Annotated in this window: 16 protein-coding genes and 1 tRNA gene; 9 read left to right on the top strand and 8 right to left on the bottom strand. The window is 71.5% G+C overall.

The annotated features are described in order from the left end of the window. Positions 1 to 12: 12 nt before the first annotated feature. Positions 13 to 84: transfer RNA gene (locus A5673_RS00295), tRNA-Val, on the top strand. A gap of 13 nt (positions 85 to 97) precedes the next feature. On the opposite strand, the gene A5673_RS00290 is transcribed toward A5673_RS00295, so the two are convergent. Continuing rightward, positions 98 to 538 carry a hypothetical protein gene (locus tag A5673_RS00290; protein WP_068226503.1) on the bottom strand — a complete coding sequence of 147 codons (441 nt, stop codon included), beginning with the start codon at positions 536 to 538 and terminating at the stop codon, positions 98 to 100. Between the two features lie 193 nt (positions 539 to 731). Here A5673_RS00290 and A5673_RS00285 point away from each other — a divergent pair, with 193 nt between their 5' ends. After that, a complete protein-coding gene (locus A5673_RS00285) occupies positions 732 to 1,850 on the top strand; it encodes an epoxide hydrolase family protein (RefSeq protein WP_068226642.1) in 1,119 nt (372 codons plus the stop codon). On the opposite strand, the gene A5673_RS00280 is transcribed toward A5673_RS00285, so the two are convergent. Further along, positions 1,847 to 2,662 (bottom strand): oxygenase MpaB family protein, encoded by an 816-nt coding sequence (locus A5673_RS00280; protein WP_068226502.1) that lies wholly within the window; start codon positions 2,660 to 2,662, stop codon positions 1,847 to 1,849. The genes A5673_RS00285 and A5673_RS00280 overlap by 4 nt on opposite strands. A gap of 77 nt (positions 2,663 to 2,739) precedes the next feature. Here A5673_RS00280 and A5673_RS28855 point away from each other — a divergent pair, with 77 nt between their 5' ends. Together A5673_RS28855 and A5673_RS00275 are read left to right on the top strand one after the other, a co-directional pair. Continuing rightward, positions 2,740 to 2,880: a hypothetical protein gene (locus A5673_RS28855; protein ID WP_156747737.1), complete on the top strand. Its 141-nt coding sequence runs from the start codon at positions 2,740 to 2,742 to the stop codon at positions 2,878 to 2,880. 38 nt (positions 2,881 to 2,918) lie between these two features. Continuing rightward, positions 2,919 to 3,902 carry a cobalamin biosynthesis protein gene (locus tag A5673_RS00275; protein ID WP_082958469.1) on the top strand — a complete coding sequence of 328 codons (984 nt, stop codon included), beginning with the start codon at positions 2,919 to 2,921 and terminating at the stop codon, positions 3,900 to 3,902. Positions 3,903 to 3,930: 28 nt separating this feature from the next. Here the strand turns inward: A5673_RS00275 and A5673_RS00270 are convergent, their stop codons facing one another. From A5673_RS00270 to A5673_RS00260, 3 genes are read right to left on the bottom strand one after another with little or no spacing between them, the layout of a single operon-like run. Beyond that, positions 3,931 to 4,740, bottom strand: coding sequence for an SURF1 family protein (locus A5673_RS00270; protein ID WP_068226501.1), 810 nt, complete (start codon positions 4,738 to 4,740; stop codon positions 3,931 to 3,933). Continuing rightward, a complete protein-coding gene (locus A5673_RS00265) occupies positions 4,740 to 5,231 on the bottom strand; it encodes a low molecular weight protein-tyrosine-phosphatase (RefSeq protein WP_068226500.1) in 492 nt (163 codons plus the stop codon). The genes A5673_RS00270 and A5673_RS00265 overlap by 1 nt, the downstream gene beginning before the upstream one ends. After that, positions 5,224 to 5,886 carry an HAD-IA family hydrolase gene (locus A5673_RS00260; protein ID WP_231970763.1) on the bottom strand — a complete coding sequence of 221 codons (663 nt, stop codon included), beginning with the start codon at positions 5,884 to 5,886 and terminating at the stop codon, positions 5,224 to 5,226. The genes A5673_RS00265 and A5673_RS00260 overlap by 8 nt, the downstream gene beginning before the upstream one ends. Positions 5,887 to 5,968: 82 nt before the next feature. Here A5673_RS00260 and cobC point away from each other — a divergent pair, with 82 nt between their 5' ends. From cobC to A5673_RS00235, 5 genes are all read left to right on the top strand, one after another. After that, positions 5,969 to 7,000, top strand: a complete 1,032-nt coding sequence (gene cobC / locus A5673_RS00255; protein ID WP_068226499.1) for an Rv2231c family pyridoxal phosphate-dependent protein CobC — start codon at positions 5,969 to 5,971, stop codon at positions 6,998 to 7,000. Then, positions 6,997 to 8,136, top strand: a complete 1,140-nt coding sequence (locus tag A5673_RS00250) for a Nif3-like dinuclear metal center hexameric protein (RefSeq protein WP_068226498.1) — start codon at positions 6,997 to 6,999, stop codon at positions 8,134 to 8,136. Before cobC ends, A5673_RS00250 begins: the two co-directional genes overlap by 4 nt. Continuing rightward, complete coding sequence (locus tag A5673_RS00245) at positions 8,133 to 8,870, top strand: zinc ribbon domain-containing protein (RefSeq protein ID WP_068226497.1); 738 nt, start codon at positions 8,133 to 8,135, stop codon at positions 8,868 to 8,870. The genes A5673_RS00250 and A5673_RS00245 overlap by 4 nt, the downstream gene beginning before the upstream one ends. Then, the gene (locus A5673_RS00240) at positions 8,867 to 9,982 is read left to right on the top strand and encodes a bifunctional RNase H/acid phosphatase (RefSeq protein WP_068226496.1); all 1,116 of its coding nucleotides are present in this window, start codon (positions 8,867 to 8,869) and stop codon (positions 9,980 to 9,982) included. Before A5673_RS00245 ends, A5673_RS00240 begins: the two co-directional genes overlap by 4 nt. Before the next feature lie 78 nt (positions 9,983 to 10,060). Then, entirely contained in the window at positions 10,061 to 10,585 is a 525-nt protein-coding gene (locus A5673_RS00235; protein WP_231970761.1) for a TetR-like C-terminal domain-containing protein, read from the top strand. Positions 10,586 to 10,591: 6 nt separating this feature from the next. On the opposite strand, the gene A5673_RS00230 is transcribed toward A5673_RS00235, so the two are convergent. The 3 genes from A5673_RS00230 to A5673_RS00220 are packed head-to-tail and all read right to left on the bottom strand — an operon-like array spanning position 10,592 to position 14,771. Continuing rightward, entirely contained in the window at positions 10,592 to 11,854 is a 1,263-nt protein-coding gene (locus A5673_RS00230; protein ID WP_231970760.1) for a cytochrome P450, read from the bottom strand. Further along, on the bottom strand, positions 11,851 to 13,572 hold the full coding sequence (locus A5673_RS00225; protein ID WP_068226494.1) for an amidohydrolase family protein: 1,722 nt from the start codon (positions 13,570 to 13,572) through the stop codon (positions 11,851 to 11,853). Before A5673_RS00225 ends, A5673_RS00230 begins: the two co-directional genes overlap by 4 nt. A gap of 8 nt (positions 13,573 to 13,580) precedes the next feature. After that, a complete protein-coding gene (locus A5673_RS00220) occupies positions 13,581 to 14,771 on the bottom strand; it encodes an amidohydrolase family protein (RefSeq protein ID WP_068226493.1) in 1,191 nt (396 codons plus the stop codon). Between the last annotated feature and the right edge of the window lie 125 nt (positions 14,772 to 14,896).

Genomic DNA, 14,896 nt, shown 5'->3' with positions numbered 1-14,896 from the left:
CTGCGGGCATAGGGGCGCGTAGCTCAGTGGTAGAGCTCTGGTTTTACACACCAGCGGTCGGCGGTTCGATACCGTCCGCGCCCACTGGCCAGCAGGCCTAGGTTCGCGCCTTTGCCACTGCGATCCAGGCCATGATCACCCCCACGACCAAGAGACCGATTGCGGCCCCGGACACAAACACGCCAATTCCGGGCGATACGGACAGCGATTTCAAGCCGAGAACGACGGCGCACCAGCCGAATGCCTCAATGGAGGTCAGGACGGTCAGCGTGATCAGGGACCATAGCCGGGGGCGCGGAGTTGCGAATGTTGCCCAGACCAAACCCATGCAGACGGCGGTCATCGACACATTCCCGAATTGATGGCCGGCGGTGACGTGCGCCGCGCCGGCGGCCCTCGCGGGCAGGAAGGCCGCAATCAGGAAGACGGCGAATCCCCCGAAGAGCAACCACGCGGCGACCGGGAATTTCGCGGCGCCGACGGTGGATGCCGGCGTCACCGACGTCTGACCGGCCGGTGGTGCGTAGCCAGGTTGCATATCCGGTGGATACCAGTCCCCATCCGAAGCCTGCCACCATCCCGGTCCCTGCGCATTCCTTGTCATCTTGACAATGCTGCAGCGGTGGCCTTGGCGAATTCTTGAAGGTTCGCGCTGAGTCGTCGCGGCCGTGCGGCGGCTATTTGTCGCGCGACGTCGGTGTGGCAACCTCGGGGGCGTGGACGACCAACCCGTGCTGCCGTTTCGCATCGACGTCTCCGACGACGCCCTGGAAGACCTGCGCTCGCGCCTGCAGCGCACGCGATGGCCGGAAGCCGAATGCGTCGACGACTGGAGCCAGGGCATCCCGTTGGCTTACACCCGCCAGCTGGCCGACTACTGGGCCGGCGCATACGACTGGCGCTCCCGCGAGGCCGCCCTCAACCGCTTCGACCAGTTCACCACCGACATCGACGGCCTCGACATTCACTTCATCCACCAGCGCTCGCCGCACGACGGCGCCTTCCCGCTGCTGATCACGCACGGCTGGCCGGGCTCAATCGTGGAGTTCCACAAGGTGATTGAGCCGCTGACCAACCCGGCGTCCGGGCGCGCCGAGGACGCCTTTCACGTCGTGTGCCCGTCGCTTCCGGGGTACGGGTTCTCCGGCAAGCCCACCCGCACCGGCTGGGGCGTGGAGAAGATCGCCGACGCCTGGGAGACGCTCATGCTGCGTCTGGGCTACGACCGCTACGGCGCGCAGGGCGGCGACTGGGGCGCCGCGGTCACTACCCAGATCGGCCGAAACCGCGGCCACTGCGCGGCCATTCACCTGAACATGCCGATAGGTCGGCCCACCCAGGAGTCGCTGGCCAACCCGACTCCGGAGGAGCAACGCGCGCTGGCCTCGATGGCCGAGCACCGCAAGTGGGGCACCGGCTATTCCAAGCAGCAGTCCACCCGGCCGCAAACGCTGGGCTATGGGCTGGTCGATTCGCCGGTGGGGCAGCTGGCGTGGATCGTCGAGAAGTTCTGGGCGTGGGCCGATTGCGACGGGCACCCCGAGAACGTGTTCAGCCGCGACGAGCTGCTGGACAACGTGATGGTGTACTGGGTGACCGCCACCGGCGCGTCGTCGGCCCGGCTGTACTGGGAAAGCTTCCGGGTCTTCGGTCAGGCGGACCGGGTCGAATTGCCCACCGGCGTCAGCGCTTTCCCGGGCGAGCTGCTGAAGGCGCCGCGCAGCTGGTGCGAGCCGGTGTACAACATCACCCACTGGACGGACATGCCGCGCGGCGGCCATTTCGCCGCGTTCGAGCAGCCGGAGCTGTTCGTCGACGACGTGCGGGCGTTCTTCGCGACGGTGCGCTAGACGATGCGCCAGCCCCGGCGTGCGCGAAAGCGCATGTCCCACAGGTAAACCTGATACCCCAAGAGCCACGCCCGGTGCGGGATCAGCCGGTCGGCCAGCCGCAGCGCGGCCAGCAGCCACTCGAACCGGCGCTGCTGGGCCTGCGACCACTCCAGCCGCATCATCGCTCGGAACTCGGGGGCCAGGAATCCCGTCGTCGCGAACAGGTTGAACGGCCCCGCCAGGACCCGCAGCGGCCACGGCAGGAACGCCATCGACGCCACCCCGCGCAGGTGCTCCCGTACGGGCGGGTCGATGCGCAGCTCGTCGAGGGAGCGCTTCCAGTACTCGTCGAACGCGGCGCGGTCCGGCGGCCACATGCGCTCGGGCACCTGCAGTGTGGTGCCCAACCGCTTGGCGTCGCGGTAGACGGCGTCGGCGGTGGCGTCATCCAGCGGCCCGTGCAAAAACTCGTGCTGCTCAACGAAATAGCGGTACAGGCAGGACGCCACCCACAGCTGCAGCTTGGGGTCGAAGGCGTTGTAGGACACCGGACTTGACGGCGTCGAGCGAACCTGCCGGTGCGCGACGTCCACGGCGCCGCGGATCAGGGCCCGATCGGATTCGGTCCCGATGGCCGCCACCGCCAGGTAGGTCCCGGTGGTGCGGGCGCGCTTGAACGGATGTTTGTAGACGTTGCCGCTGTCCACCGGGCTTTCCAGGACGCCATAGCCCACACCGGGCAGGGACAGCTGCATGATCACGTTCGCCGCGGGCAACAACATCGCCGCCGGGTTCAGCAGATCGGCGATCCGGGTGGCGGGCCGCTTCATCGCGGATTACCCCTCATGGACTCGAGTACACCACGGCGGGAGGTTATTTTTCGCCCGAAAGTGGGCAGACGTGGGCGATGAGTGCTCATCCGGGCAACCCGCGGCCGCTGGCCCGCCCGCCCAACCTGTCGCCGACCGCCGACCCCGACGCCCTGCTGTGGTGGGTGGTCGGCCTGCTGATCGTCGTCGTGATCGTGGCCGCCGTATTGGCCATCTAGCCCGGTCCCTGCGGGAGCGGGTATGAGACGCTGCCCGGGTGTGTGCGAGGCGGACCCGGGTGGTCGGCGTGCTGGCCGGGTTCGCGGCCGACCTCGCCCTGAGCGACCCGAAACGGGGGCACCCCGTCGCGCTGTTCGGCCGGGCGGCCGCGGCGCTGGAGCGCCTCACCTACCGCGATTCGAAGGCCGCCGGGGCGCTGCACGTGGGCGCGCTCGTCGGTGCTGTGACGCTGGTGAGCGTCGGCGCCGCGCGCCGGCCCGTTGCGGCCACCGCCGCCGCCACGTGGGTATGCCTGGGCGGAACGTCGTTGGCGCGCACCGGCCTGGAGATGTCGCAACTGCTGGAGCGCGACGACGTCGGCGCCGCCCGGCGGCTGCTGCCGTCACTGTGCGGGCGCGACCCGGCACCCCTCGACGCCGCCGGTCTGACGCGCGCGGCGCTGGAATCGGTCGCGGAGAACACATCCGACGCCCAGGTAGCGCCGCTGCTGTGGGCGGCCGCCGCCGGCGCGCCCGCGGTGCTGGCCTACCGCGCCATCAACACGCTGGATTCGATGATCGGCCACCGCTCGCCGCGCTACCGGCGATTCGGTTGGGCCGCAGCACGATTGGACGACCTGGCCAACTATGCCGCCGCGCGGGCGACCGCCACGCTGGTGGTGCTGTGCGCGCCCGTCGTCGGCGGATCCCCGGCGGGCGCGCTGCGCGCCTGGCGCCGCGACGCGGCCCGGCACCCCAGCCCCAACGCCGGCGTGGTCGAGGCGGCCTTCGCCGGGGCGCTGGGCGTTCGGCTCGGCGGGCCCACCCAGTACCGCCACGAGCTGCAGATCCGGCCCACCCTCGGCGACGGGCGGCCGCCCGCGGTGGCCGACCTGCGGCGCGCGGTGGCCCTGTCGCGGGCCGTGCAGGCCGCCGCCGCGCTGTCCGTCGGGCTGCTGGCCGGCATCGAGTGTGCAAGTAGGGCGTCGAGCGTGCCGGTAGGGCGGGATGAGCGCGATTTTCGGGCCCTCAGCGCACACTGAAAGCCCTCACCGCACACGATAGGTCGGGCTACCGGCGCCGGCCGTAGCGGTCGGCGAGCTTCTCCTCGACGGTCGTCGGGGCCTCCGGCGCCGCCTGCCTCTCCCGGCGCCGGACGCGGATCTCGGAATAAACGAAGTAGCCCAACAGGATCGGCGCGACGATGCCGAACGAAATCCACTGGATGCCGTACGACAGGAACGGCCCGGCGTCCAGGTGCGGGATGCCGATCACGCCCAGGCCGCCGGGCTGGTCCTCGACCAACTGCAGATACGACCCGGCCAGCGGGATCCTGGTCAGCGCCGCGACCTGCCGGGTGTTGATCGAATACACCTGTTGCACGCCGTCGACGACGAAGGGGTCCTTGCCCGCCGCGGTGGGCTCGGAGTCGCGGAGCCGGGCCGTCAGCGTCACCGGTTCGGCCGGCGGGCGGGGGATCGGGGGGACGTGTGAGCCCTGCTCGGGCCGGACGTAGCCGCGGTCCACCAGCACGGTGGGCCCGTCGTCGACGACGAAGGGGGCCAGCACCTCGAACGCCGGGTCGCCCTCCACGACCCGCAGGCGGGCCAGCACCTGGACGTCGGGCAGGTAATGGCCGGTCGCCGTGACCCGGCGCCACTGCGCGCCCGGAGCCGACGAATCCTGCTGCGGCAGCAACGTTTTCACCGGCACCGGCGGGGTGTTCAGGGAGACCTCGATCTGGTGGTTCTCCCGGGAGGTCCGGGTGTTCTTCCCCAGTTGCCAGGGCGCGAGCACCACGAAGCACAGGTAGGTGAAGGCGACGACCACCAGGGCCAGCGCTATCCAGCCCGGCCGCAGCAAAAATGCCAGCCGGCGCATCAGCCGTACCCGTTCTCCGCGAGCCGCTCGTCGACCCAGTCGTGCAGGCCGGGCAGGGCGGCCTCGATGACGGCCAACACGTCCTCGAAGTCCTCGGGGTCACCGTAGTACGGATCCTCGACGTCGAGGACGTGGGCGCCCGAGCGCGGGTCGAACGAGCGCAGCATCCGGATCCGGTCCTCGTCGACGCCGAGCTGGCGCAACATCCGGACGTGGTTGCGGCCCAGGGCCACCACCAGGTCGGCCGCCAGGTGGTCGTCGTTCAGCTGCGCGGCGCAGTGGGCGGTGGAATAGCCGTGGGCGCGCAGCACGCGGGCGGCCCGGTCGTCGGCGCAACTGCCGACATGCCAGTTGCCGGTGCCGGCGCTGGTCACCCGCACCGCGTCGCCCAGGCCGCGCCGCTGCAGCTGGTCGGAGAAGACCTTCTCGGCCATCGGCGAGCGGCAGATGTTGCCGGTGCAGACGAAGGTGACGTGCAGCGGTTCAGACACCGAGCTCCCTCCGCAGTTCGTCGATGGTCGCGGCGTGGGTCATGCCGGTCACGCTGTATCCCTCGTGAAAGTCGTCGCGCCCGTAGCCCCAGCCGACCACCACGGTGTCGATGCCGTGCGCGGCCGCGCCGTGCACGTCGTGGCTGCGATCGCCGACCATTAGCACCCGCTCGGGCAGCGGCTGGAGCTGCGCCAGCGCGTGGGCCAGCACCTCCTCCTTGCTCTTGCGGGAGCCGTCGGGGGCCGCGCCGGCGATGACCTCGAAGTGCCGGTCCAGCCCGAAATGGGCGAGGATGCGTCGCGCCGTCGGCTCCAGCTTCGAGGTGGCCACGGCCAGCCGGACCCCGGCGGCGCGCAGGTCGGCCAGCAGCGGCTCGATGCCGTCGAACAGCGTGTTCATCGCCCACCCGCGGGCGCCGTACTCGGCCCGAAACGCGGTGATCGCCTCCTCGGCGGACTCGCCGAACATGGTGCGGAAGGTGTCGTCCATCGGCGGGCCGACGATATGCGCGGCCAAATCGCCCTCCGGTACGGCCGCCCCGACGTGCTCGAGCGCGTGCAGGAAGCTGGCCACGATGCCCTCCGCCGAGTCGGTCAGCGTGCCGTCGAGATCGAAGATCACCAGCTGCGGAGTCCCCGCGATCGTGCCTGTCACCTCACCATTGTCCTCGATGCCCGCGTCCTGCTGCGACGGTGTTCCCGCCACGCGTCCGCGGCGGCCCACTAATGTTTCACGGATGGCGACTCTGAACCCGAGCCCGCCTGCGGCGGCCCGCTATCACGGCGATCAGGCCGCGGCGCCCGGGATGCTCGATTTCGCCGTCAACGTCCGGCACGCCCAACCGCCGGAGTGGCTGACGCGGCGGCTGGCCGAGCGGCTGCCGGACCTGGCGGGCTACCCGGGCCTGCCGGACGTGCACCGGGCCCAGGACGCGGCCGCCGCACGGCACGGCCGCACCCGCGACGAGGTGCTGCCGCTGGCCGGCGCGGCGGAGGGGTTCGCCTTGCTGCCCCACCTGCGCCCGGCGCGGGCGGCGATCGTGGCGCCGGCGTTCACCGAGCCGGCCGTGGCGCTGGGCGCGGCCGGGGTGCCCGTCGAGCACGTCGTGCTCGAGCCGCCGTTCCGCCTCGACGGCGCGCGCGTGCCCGACGACGCCGACCTGGTGGTGGTGGGCAACCCGACCAACCCCACCTCGGTGCTGCACTCGCGCGAACAACTGCTCGCGCTGCGCCGGCCCGGCCGCATTCTGGTGGTCGACGAGGCGTTCGCCGACGCGGTTCCCGGCGAGCCGGAGTCACTGGCCGGCGATCCGCTGCCCGACGTGCTGGTGCTGCGCAGCCTGACCAAGACGTGGGCGCTGGCCGGGCTGCGGGTGGGCTACGCGCTGGGCGCCCCGGAGCTGCTGGCGCGGCTCACGGCGCGGCGCGCGCACTGGCCGGTGGGGACGCTGCAGCTGACGGCCATCGCGGCCTGTTGTGACCCGCGGGCGGTCGCGGAAGCGGCGGCCGGCGCGGTGCGGCTGACCCGGTTGCGCGCCGAGATGGTGGCCGGCCTGGATTCGGTGGGGGCCGACGTGGTCGACGGCCGGGCCCCGTTCGTCCTGTTCCGGCGCGCGGACGCGGCCTCGCTGCGAAACCGTCTGGAGCGCAAGGGGATTGCCGTGCGACGCTGCGATACGTTCGTCGGCCTGGACGAGCGGTACCTGCGGGCCGCGGTGCGCGACGAGTGGCCGCAGCTGGTCGACGCGATCGCCGGGGTGCCGCGGTGACGGTGCGCCTGGCCGACGTGATCGAGGCGCTGGACGAGGCGTATCCGCCGCGGCTTGCCCAGGCGTGGGATTCGGTCGGCCTGGTGTGCGGCGACCCCGACGACGCGCTGGACTCGGTGACCGTCGCCGTGGACGCGACGCCCGCTGTCGTCGACGAAGTTCCCGACGGCGGCCTGCTGCTGGCCCATCACCCGCTGCTGCTGCGCGGCGCGGACACGGTGGCGGCCAGCACCCCGAAGGGCGCGCTGGTGCACCGCCTGATCCGAACGGGGCGTTCGCTGTTCACCGCGCACACCAACGCCGACTCCGCGGCGCCGGGCGTGTCCGACGCGCTCGCCGACGCCCTCGGGCTGACCGTCGACGGGGTGCTCGAACCGCTCGCGGCGGCCGGCGATCTCGACAAGTGGGTCGTCTACGTGCCGCGCGAGAACGCGGAAGCGGTGCAGGAGGCCGTTTTCGGGGCCGGCGCCGGGCACATCGGCGACTACTCGCACTGCAGCTGGAGCGTCGAGGGCGTCGGGCAGTTCCTGCCGCACGAGGGGGCTTCGCCCGCGATCGGCAGCGTCGGCAGCGTCGAGCGGGTGGCCGAGGACCGGTTCGAGGTCGTCGCGCCCGCACGCGCCCGGGGCGCGGTGCTGGCGGCGATGCGCGCCGCCCATCCCTACGAGGAGCCCGCTTTCGACATCTTTGCGCTGGTGCCCCCGCCGAGCGGCGCCGGGCTGGGCCGCATCGGCCGGCTGGCGCGGCCGGAACCGCTGCGCGACTTCGTCTCCCGCGTCGGGGCCGCGTTGCCGCGGACTTCCTGGGGCGTGCGCGCGGCGGGCGACCCGGAGCTGCCGGTATCGCGGGTCGCGGTGTGCGGCGGCGCCGGGGACTCGCTGCTGGCGGCCGCGGCCGCCGCCGACGTGCAGGCCTACGTCACGGCCGACCTGCGGCACCACCCGGCCGACGAACACCGCCGGGCCTCGGGCGTGGCCCTGGTCGACGTCGCGCACTGGGCAAGCGAATTCCCCTGGTGCGAGCAGGCCGCCGGCGTGCTGCGGTCGCGCTTCGGGGCGGCGCTGGCCGTGCGGGTGTGCCCCATCCGCACCGACCCATGGGATCTGGGTTACGACGACGGGGGAGGACGGTCATGAAAGCCGAGGTGGCACAGCAGGTTTCGCTACTCGAATTGTCGAAGCTGGACGCGGAGCTGTCGCGCATCGCGCACCGGGCCGCGCACCTCCCGCAACGAGAGGCGCTGGAGCGGGTCCAGGCCGAGCACAACGCCGCCGGCGACCGGCTGGGCGCGGCGCGAATTGCCCTCGAGGACTTGGACGCCCAGGTGTCGCGATTCGAGGCGGAGATCGAGGCGGTGCGGCAGCGCGAGGACCGGGACCGCGCGATGCTCACATCGGGTGCCACGGATGCCAAGCAACTGTCGGACCTGCAGCACGAGCTGGAGACCCTGCTGCGGCGTCAAACCAGTCTCGAGGATTCCCTGCTCGAGGTGATGGAGCACCGTGAGGAGCTGCAGGCGCAGGTCACCTCCGACGAGGGTGCGGTCGAGGCGCTGCGGTCCGAGTTGGCCGCCGCGCAACAGGCTCTCGACGCCGCGCTCACCGAGATCGACGAGGCCCGCCAGGCGCATTCGTCGCGGCGCGACGCGCTCGCCGCGGCGCTGGATCCCGCCCTGTCCGCCCTCTACGAGCGCCAGCGGGCCGGCGGCGGCCCGGGTGCCGGGCCGTTGCTGGGGCATCGGTGCGGGGCCTGCCGGATCGAGATCGGCCGCGGTGAACTGTCCCGCATTTCGGCCGCCCCCGAGGACGAGCTCGTGCGTTGCCCGGAATGCGGTGCGATTCTGCTGCGGGTCAAGGGGTTCGAGAAATGAAAGTCGTCATCGAGGCCGACGGCGGATCGCGCGGCAACCCCGGCCCGGCCGGGTATGGCGCGGTGGTGCGCAGCGCGGACCGCTCCACCGTGCTGGCCGAGGCCAAGCAGGCCATCGGCGTCGCGACCAACAACGTCGCCGAATACCGTGGGCTGATCGCCGGTTTGGACGACGCGCTCAAAGTGGGCGCCACCGAAGCCGAGGTCTTCCTGGATTCGAAGCTGTTGGTGGAGCAGATGTCCGGCCGGTGGAAGGTCAAACACCCCGACCTCATCGAACTCCATTCCCAGGCGCGCAAGCTGGCTTCGCGTTTCGACCGGATCGGCTACACGTGGATTCCGCGGGACCGCAACTCGCACGCGGACCGGTTGGCCAACGAGGCGATGGATGCCGCGGCGGTCGCCGACGGCGGCGTCGAAAGCGCCGACCCGCCAGCCGCAGAGTCCGCGAAAAGCGCGGCGGTGCAGGCCAAGACGTCGCCCGGCTGGACGGGGGCGCGCGGCACCCCGACGCGGCTGCTGCTGCTGCGGCACGGGCAGACCGAATTGTCGGCGCAGCGCCGCTACTCGGGGCGCGGCAACCCGGCGCTCACCGACGCCGGGCGTCAGCAGGCCGAGGCGGCGGCGCAATACATGGCGCAGCGGGGCGGGATCGCCGCGGTGGTCTCCTCGCCGCTGCAGCGGGCCTACGACACCGCGGCCGCGGCCGCGAAGGCTTTGGGTTTGGACGTGGCCGTCGACGAGGACTTGATCGAGACCGATTTCGGGGCGTGGGAGGGACTGACGTTCGCCGAAGCGGCAGAGCGTGATCCGGAGTTGCATCGCCGCTGGCTGCGTGACACCAGGACGAAGCCGCCGGGCGGTGAAAGCTTCGACGCGGTGCTCGATCGGGTGCTGCGGGTGCGCGAGAGGATCGTCGCCGCGCATCAGGGCGCCACGGTGCTGGTCGTGTCGCACGTGACCCCGATCAAGATGCTGCTGCGGCTGGCGCTGGACGCCGGTCCGGGCATTCTGTACCGGCTGCATCTTGACCTGGCCTCGTTGAGCATCGCAGAGTTCTATTCGGATGGAGCGTCTTCGGTGCGGCTGGTGAACCAGACAGGCTATCTTTAGGCGGGCAAAAGGGGGCCATCGATGCAGCCGTCTCAACCACCCGACGAATCTGTTCCCGCCGACGTACGTGCGCGGGTGATGGCGGCGGCGCTCGACGAGCTGTCCCGCTGGGGTGTCGAGCGGTTCAGCATCGAGGCCTTGGCGGAGCGCCATCACCTCGATCCCGCGATGATCCACCGTTTTTGGGGCACCCGGCAGCGACTCATCGTTGCCGCGGCCCTGGCCGATGCGGAGGCCTACAGTTCGATAGCCGACACCGGCTCGCTGCGCGGGGACCTGCTGGCGCTCGCCCGCAAGCTGGCCGATCGGATCAACAGCCCGGCGGGCCGCGCGTTCATGCGGGCGCTGGTCATGGACCGTCGTGGCCCGCACGACGAAGAGACGCGAATGATGGTGTGGGAGGCCCGCTTTGCCGTGGTGCGCGAGGTCGTCGACCGCGCCAGGAGCCGTGGCGATCTGCGTGACGACGTCAACACCCTGGCCGCCGTGCAGATTGTCCTGGCGCCGTTGAACGTTCGCGCCCTCTACTCCGACGCCACGATCGACGATCGCTATTGCCAGGCGGTCGCCGACATGGCCTGGCACGCGCTCGCCCGGAAATAACCGAGCTCACACCGCGGTGAACTCGACCGGCAGCGCCGCCGGCGAGCGGAACGCCACGCCGACGACGTGCGGCGCCGGGGCGCTCGGGTCGAGCCTCAGGTCCGGCAGCCGGTCGAGCAGCGCGTTGATGGCCACCGTGCCCTCCATCCGCGCCAGGTGCATGCCCAGGCACAGGTGCGGGCCGCCCCCGAACGTCAGGTGCGCGATGTTCTTGCGGGTCGGGTCGAAACGATCCGGCTCCGGGTAGCGCGCCGGGTCCCGGTTCGCGGCCGCCACGCTGACGCTGACGGTGGTGCCGGCCGGGATCGCGACCCCGCCGAGCTCGCAATCGCGGGCCGCCCGTCGCACCACCGTGGTGATCGGCGGCTCCCAGCGCAGCGCCTCCTCGAAGGCGCCGCGCAGCATGCCGCGGTCCGCGCGCAGCTGGCCCAACAGCGGTGCAGTTGCGCCGCTCCTCCTCATCGCTTCGCTCTGCATCGTCGCCGGCGGCGCGGGCTCGGTGAGCAGGGCGACCAGGAGGTTGCCCGACGCGCGGTAGGTCGTCTCGACGCCGGCGGGCAGGATCAACAGCAGGAACGCGAAGATCTCGTCGTCGGTCAGGCGGGTGCCGTCGATCTCCGACTCGGCCAACATGCTGATCAGGTCGTCCTGCGGGCGGCGCCGCCGCTCGGCGAGGATCTCCGCCAGGTAGGCCTTCAGCTCCACCGACGCGGCGAGTCCCCGATCCCAGTCGTAGACCACGTTGAGCAGCTCGATCGACAGCCGCTGGAAGCGCGGATAGTCCTGCCGCGGCAGGCCCATGATCCGCGCGATGACCTGGACCGGAAATGCGAAGGTGAACTCGCGGGCCAGCTCGGCCCGCCCGCGCGGCGCGAACCGGTCGATGAGCTCGTGAACCACCACCTCGACCAGCTCGGCGCGCCAGCGCTCCAGCAGCGCGGTGCGGAACGACGGCGACACCAGCGCCCGGCCGGCCCGATGCTCGGCTCCTTCGAGCTCGAGCAGGGTGCGGCCCATGACCGGCCCCATGATCTGGTCGTAGATCGACGACGAGAACGTGTCCGGGTGGGTGAGCACGGTCTGGCACTCCTCGTAGCCGAGAACCGTGACGCCCAGCTCGCCGACCTGCGCGGCGCTGACCTCGGCGAAGGGATTGCCCACCATCACCCGGTGGCGGGCCTGCGCCTCGCGCAGCCGCTCGTGCACGTTCTCGACCTGCATGAGCAGGCCGCCCTGCAATTCGGCGGGGTCGAATTCGTCGATCGTCACGAGGCCGTGACCGTCTCGGTGTCGCGCCCGGACCGCAGCAGGGTGCCGGGCAGGGCGCCGGTGGCGGCGCCGTCGCGGCACACCTCGACACCGCCGACCCACACCGAGGCGATGCCGCGGGCGTCGGCGACCAACCGGGGCGCGCCGGACGGCAGGTCGTAGCGCGTGCGTTCCGGTCCGTGGTCGACGGTCGCCGGGTCGAACAGCACGAGGTCGGCATGCCAGCCCGGCTGGATGCGGCCGCGTTCGGTCAGGCCGTAGAAACGGGCCGGCGCGTCGGTGATCAGCCGGACGGCCTCCTCGAGCGGCACCACCCGGTGCTCGCGCACCCCCTTGCCCAGCAGCGACGTGGTGTAGATCGCGCCGCACATCATGTCGAGGTGCGCGCCCGCGTCGGAGCCGCCGATCACGGCACCCGGATGCCGCCACACCTCGGCGCGCATTTTCCAGTCGGCGGCGTCGTCGCCGGTCAGCGGCGGCGACAGGCCGGTGCGCAGCTCGTCGGCGATCACGACGTCCAGCAGCGTGTCGAAGGGCTCGCGGCCCCGGGCGGCGGCCACCTCGCCGACGCTGAGCCCGGTGGCGTCGGCGTTTTCGGGCGCGAAGGTCTCGACGAGGACCAGCCGGTCCCATTGCGCCAGACCGCGCAGCATGCCCGCCTCCCTCGAGGCGGCGCCCTCTGCCAGGCGCTGGCGCACCTGCGGATCGGCAAGGGCGACAAGCCGTTCCGGCACCGGCAGGTGCATCGTGTCGCGCCAGCCGGGCAGCCCGTCGAGCACGAAGCCGGAGAGGAACGACAGCCGGATCTTCATGGCCTGCGGCAGCGTGAGCGCCACCACCCGGCCACCGCGCCGCGCCGAGGCTTCGTATGCGCGCAGCTGCTTTTCGTGCCCGGCCGGGTTGGCCGCCGAGACGCCCAGCAGGTTCCAGTTCAGCGGGCGGTTGGCGGCCACCGACATGTCGGTGAGCAGCGCGATGTCGGCGTCGGTGAAGCCGGACAGGCAACCGGGAATGATCGCCTCGAGGGTGGTGCCCGGATGGTCGCGGAGAGCCCCCGCCAGCGCGACGAGTTCGTGCGTTGATGCGCTGCGCGACGGCACCGGCTGGCCGGACCCGTCGTTGTGGGTGGGCGACTGGCTCGTCGACAGCCCGAGCCCGCCGGCGGCCAGCGCGTCGTGCAGCACCGCGACCATCGTGTCGATTTGTTCCGGGGTGGCCTCGGCGCCGACGGCATCTCCGCCCATGGCGGCCAGCCGCAGCGCCGAATGGCCCACCAGGAAGCCGGCATTGACGGCGATGCGGCCCTCGAGGCGGCCCAGCCAGTCACCGAACGACGCCCAGCCCCAGTCGAGGCCGGCCTTGAGTGCGTCGAGCGGCATCCCCTCCACCCGCGCCAGCATCCGGGTGAGGTAGTCGTGTTGCTCGGCGTCCGCCGGTGCCAGCGTGAAACCGCAGTTGCCGCCGAACACGGTGGTGACGCCGTGCTGCACCGACGGACTCGCCGTCGGGTCCCAGAACAGCTGCGCGTCGTAGTGGGTGTGCAGGTCGACGAAGCCCGGCGCGAGCGTCTGGCCCTGGGCGTCAATGGTTTTCGTCGCCGTGTCGTCGACGTCACCGACGGCGACGATGCGGCCGTTGCTGACGCCGACGTCGCCGTGGCGGGCGGGCGCGCCGGTGCCGTCGACGATCTGGGCGTCACGGATGAGCAGGTCGAGCATGAGGACTCCTAGGCCGAGGCGAGCCACCCCTCGTCCGGCAGGGGGTGGCGGAACAGTTGAGCGGCGTTGCGGTGGGTGATGCGGGCCGCGTCCTCGGCCGGCAGGCCGGCGACGTTGCGCGCCACCACCTCTTGGGTGTCGGGCCAGGTCGAATCGGCGTGCGGGTAGTCGCTTTCGACGAGGATGCGCTCGGGCCCGATCGCGTCGAGCGCGCCGAACGCGTGCGGATCGTCGATCGAGCAGAACCAGAAGTTGCGCCGCAGCACCTCGCTGGGCAGCAGGTCGCCTTTCCACGCGCCGCCCTCGTGGCCCGAAGCCGAGTGCGCCAGCACGTAATCGGCGCGGTCGCCCAGCATGGCCGCCCAGCCCAGCCCGCCCTCGGCCAGCGTGATGTTGAGATTCGGGTGCCGGACCGGGATGCCCGACCACAGCATGTCGGCGCAGGCGACCAGGCCGTTGACCGGGAACAGGGTGGTGATGGTCTCAAAGGGTGTGTCCGGGGCGGGGATTGGCGCCCACTGCGCGGATCCGGTGTGCAGACACACCACCGTGCCGGTCTCCTCGCAGGCCGCGAAGAACGGCTCCCACGCGCCGCTGTGCAGGCTCGGCAGCCCGCATTGGGCGGGCAGCTCGGGAAAGCTCACCGCCTTGAAGCCACGCGCGGCGTTGCGCCGCACCTCGTCGGGCGCGAGCCGCGGGTCGGCGAGCCAGGGCAGCTGCAGCGGGATGATCCGCTCCGGGTAGCTGCCGGCCCACACTTCGAGGTGCCAGTCGTTCCAGGCCCGCAGGGTGGCCAAGCCCAGCTCCAGGTCGTCGCTCTTCCAGAAGACGGTCCCGGCGAACCCGGCGATCAGCGACGGGAAGTTGACCGAGGCCCAGATCCCGGCGAGGTCCATGTCGACGATGCGGGCGTCGATATCCCAACAGCCCGGTCGCATTTCGTCGAACCGGGCCGCCTCCATGCTCCATTCCTCGCGCGGCCGGCCGATCACCGCGTTGAGGCCGATGTTGGGGTATTCGCGGCCCTCGTAGCGCCACACCTGCCGTCCGTCGTCGGTCTCGACCACCTTCGGGGCGCGTTCGGCCAGCGCGGCGGGGAGCCGCCCCACGAACATGTCGGGCGGCTCGATGACGTGGTCGTCGACCGAGATCACGATGTGCTGTCGCCGCCGGGGATCGGGGTCTGGCAGCAGCGCCATACCTGACGACTATGGTCGCCGGTTTCCGGCCGTGTCAATGCTATCTATGCAATCAATATAAGGTTGGCCGCGATTGAGTGTGCAGCCTGGGCTTTCCGTGTGAGTCCAGGGCGCGGATCTCGCGG

The sequence above is a fragment of the Mycobacterium sp. E3198 genome (assembly GCF_001667015.1).
Classification (GTDB): Bacteria; Actinomycetota; Actinomycetes; order Mycobacteriales; family Mycobacteriaceae; genus Mycobacterium.
The sequence above is the reverse complement of the archived record's forward strand: the minus strand, read 5'-3'. Positions and strand labels throughout refer to the sequence as shown.

Bases quoted from the DNA above. Each gene is read 5' to 3' on its own strand.
- A5673_RS00290 (WP_068226503.1), bottom strand. From the start codon at position 538: ATGCAACCTGGCTACGCACCACCGGCCGGTCAGACGTCGGTGACGCCG.
- A5673_RS00280 (WP_068226502.1), bottom strand. From the start codon at position 2,662: ATGAAGCGGCCCGCCACCCGGATCGCCGATCTGCTGAACCCGGCGGCG.
- A5673_RS28855 (WP_156747737.1), top strand. From the start codon at position 2,740: ATGAGTGCTCATCCGGGCAACCCGCGGCCGCTGGCCCGCCCGCCCAAC.
- A5673_RS00270 (WP_068226501.1), bottom strand. From the start codon at position 4,740: ATGCGCCGGCTGGCATTTTTGCTGCGGCCGGGCTGGATAGCGCTGGCC.
- cobC (WP_068226499.1), top strand. From the start codon at position 5,969: ATGGCGACTCTGAACCCGAGCCCGCCTGCGGCGGCCCGCTATCACGGC.
- A5673_RS00245 (WP_068226497.1), top strand. From the start codon at position 8,133: ATGAAAGCCGAGGTGGCACAGCAGGTTTCGCTACTCGAATTGTCGAAG.
- A5673_RS00240 (WP_068226496.1), top strand. From the start codon at position 8,867: ATGAAAGTCGTCATCGAGGCCGACGGCGGATCGCGCGGCAACCCCGGC.
- A5673_RS00235 (WP_231970761.1), top strand. From the start codon at position 10,061: ATGGCGGCGGCGCTCGACGAGCTGTCCCGCTGGGGTGTCGAGCGGTTC.
- A5673_RS00225 (WP_068226494.1), bottom strand. From the start codon at position 13,572: ATGCTCGACCTGCTCATCCGTGACGCCCAGATCGTCGACGGCACCGGC.
- A5673_RS00220 (WP_068226493.1), bottom strand. From the start codon at position 14,771: ATGGCGCTGCTGCCAGACCCCGATCCCCGGCGGCGACAGCACATCGTG.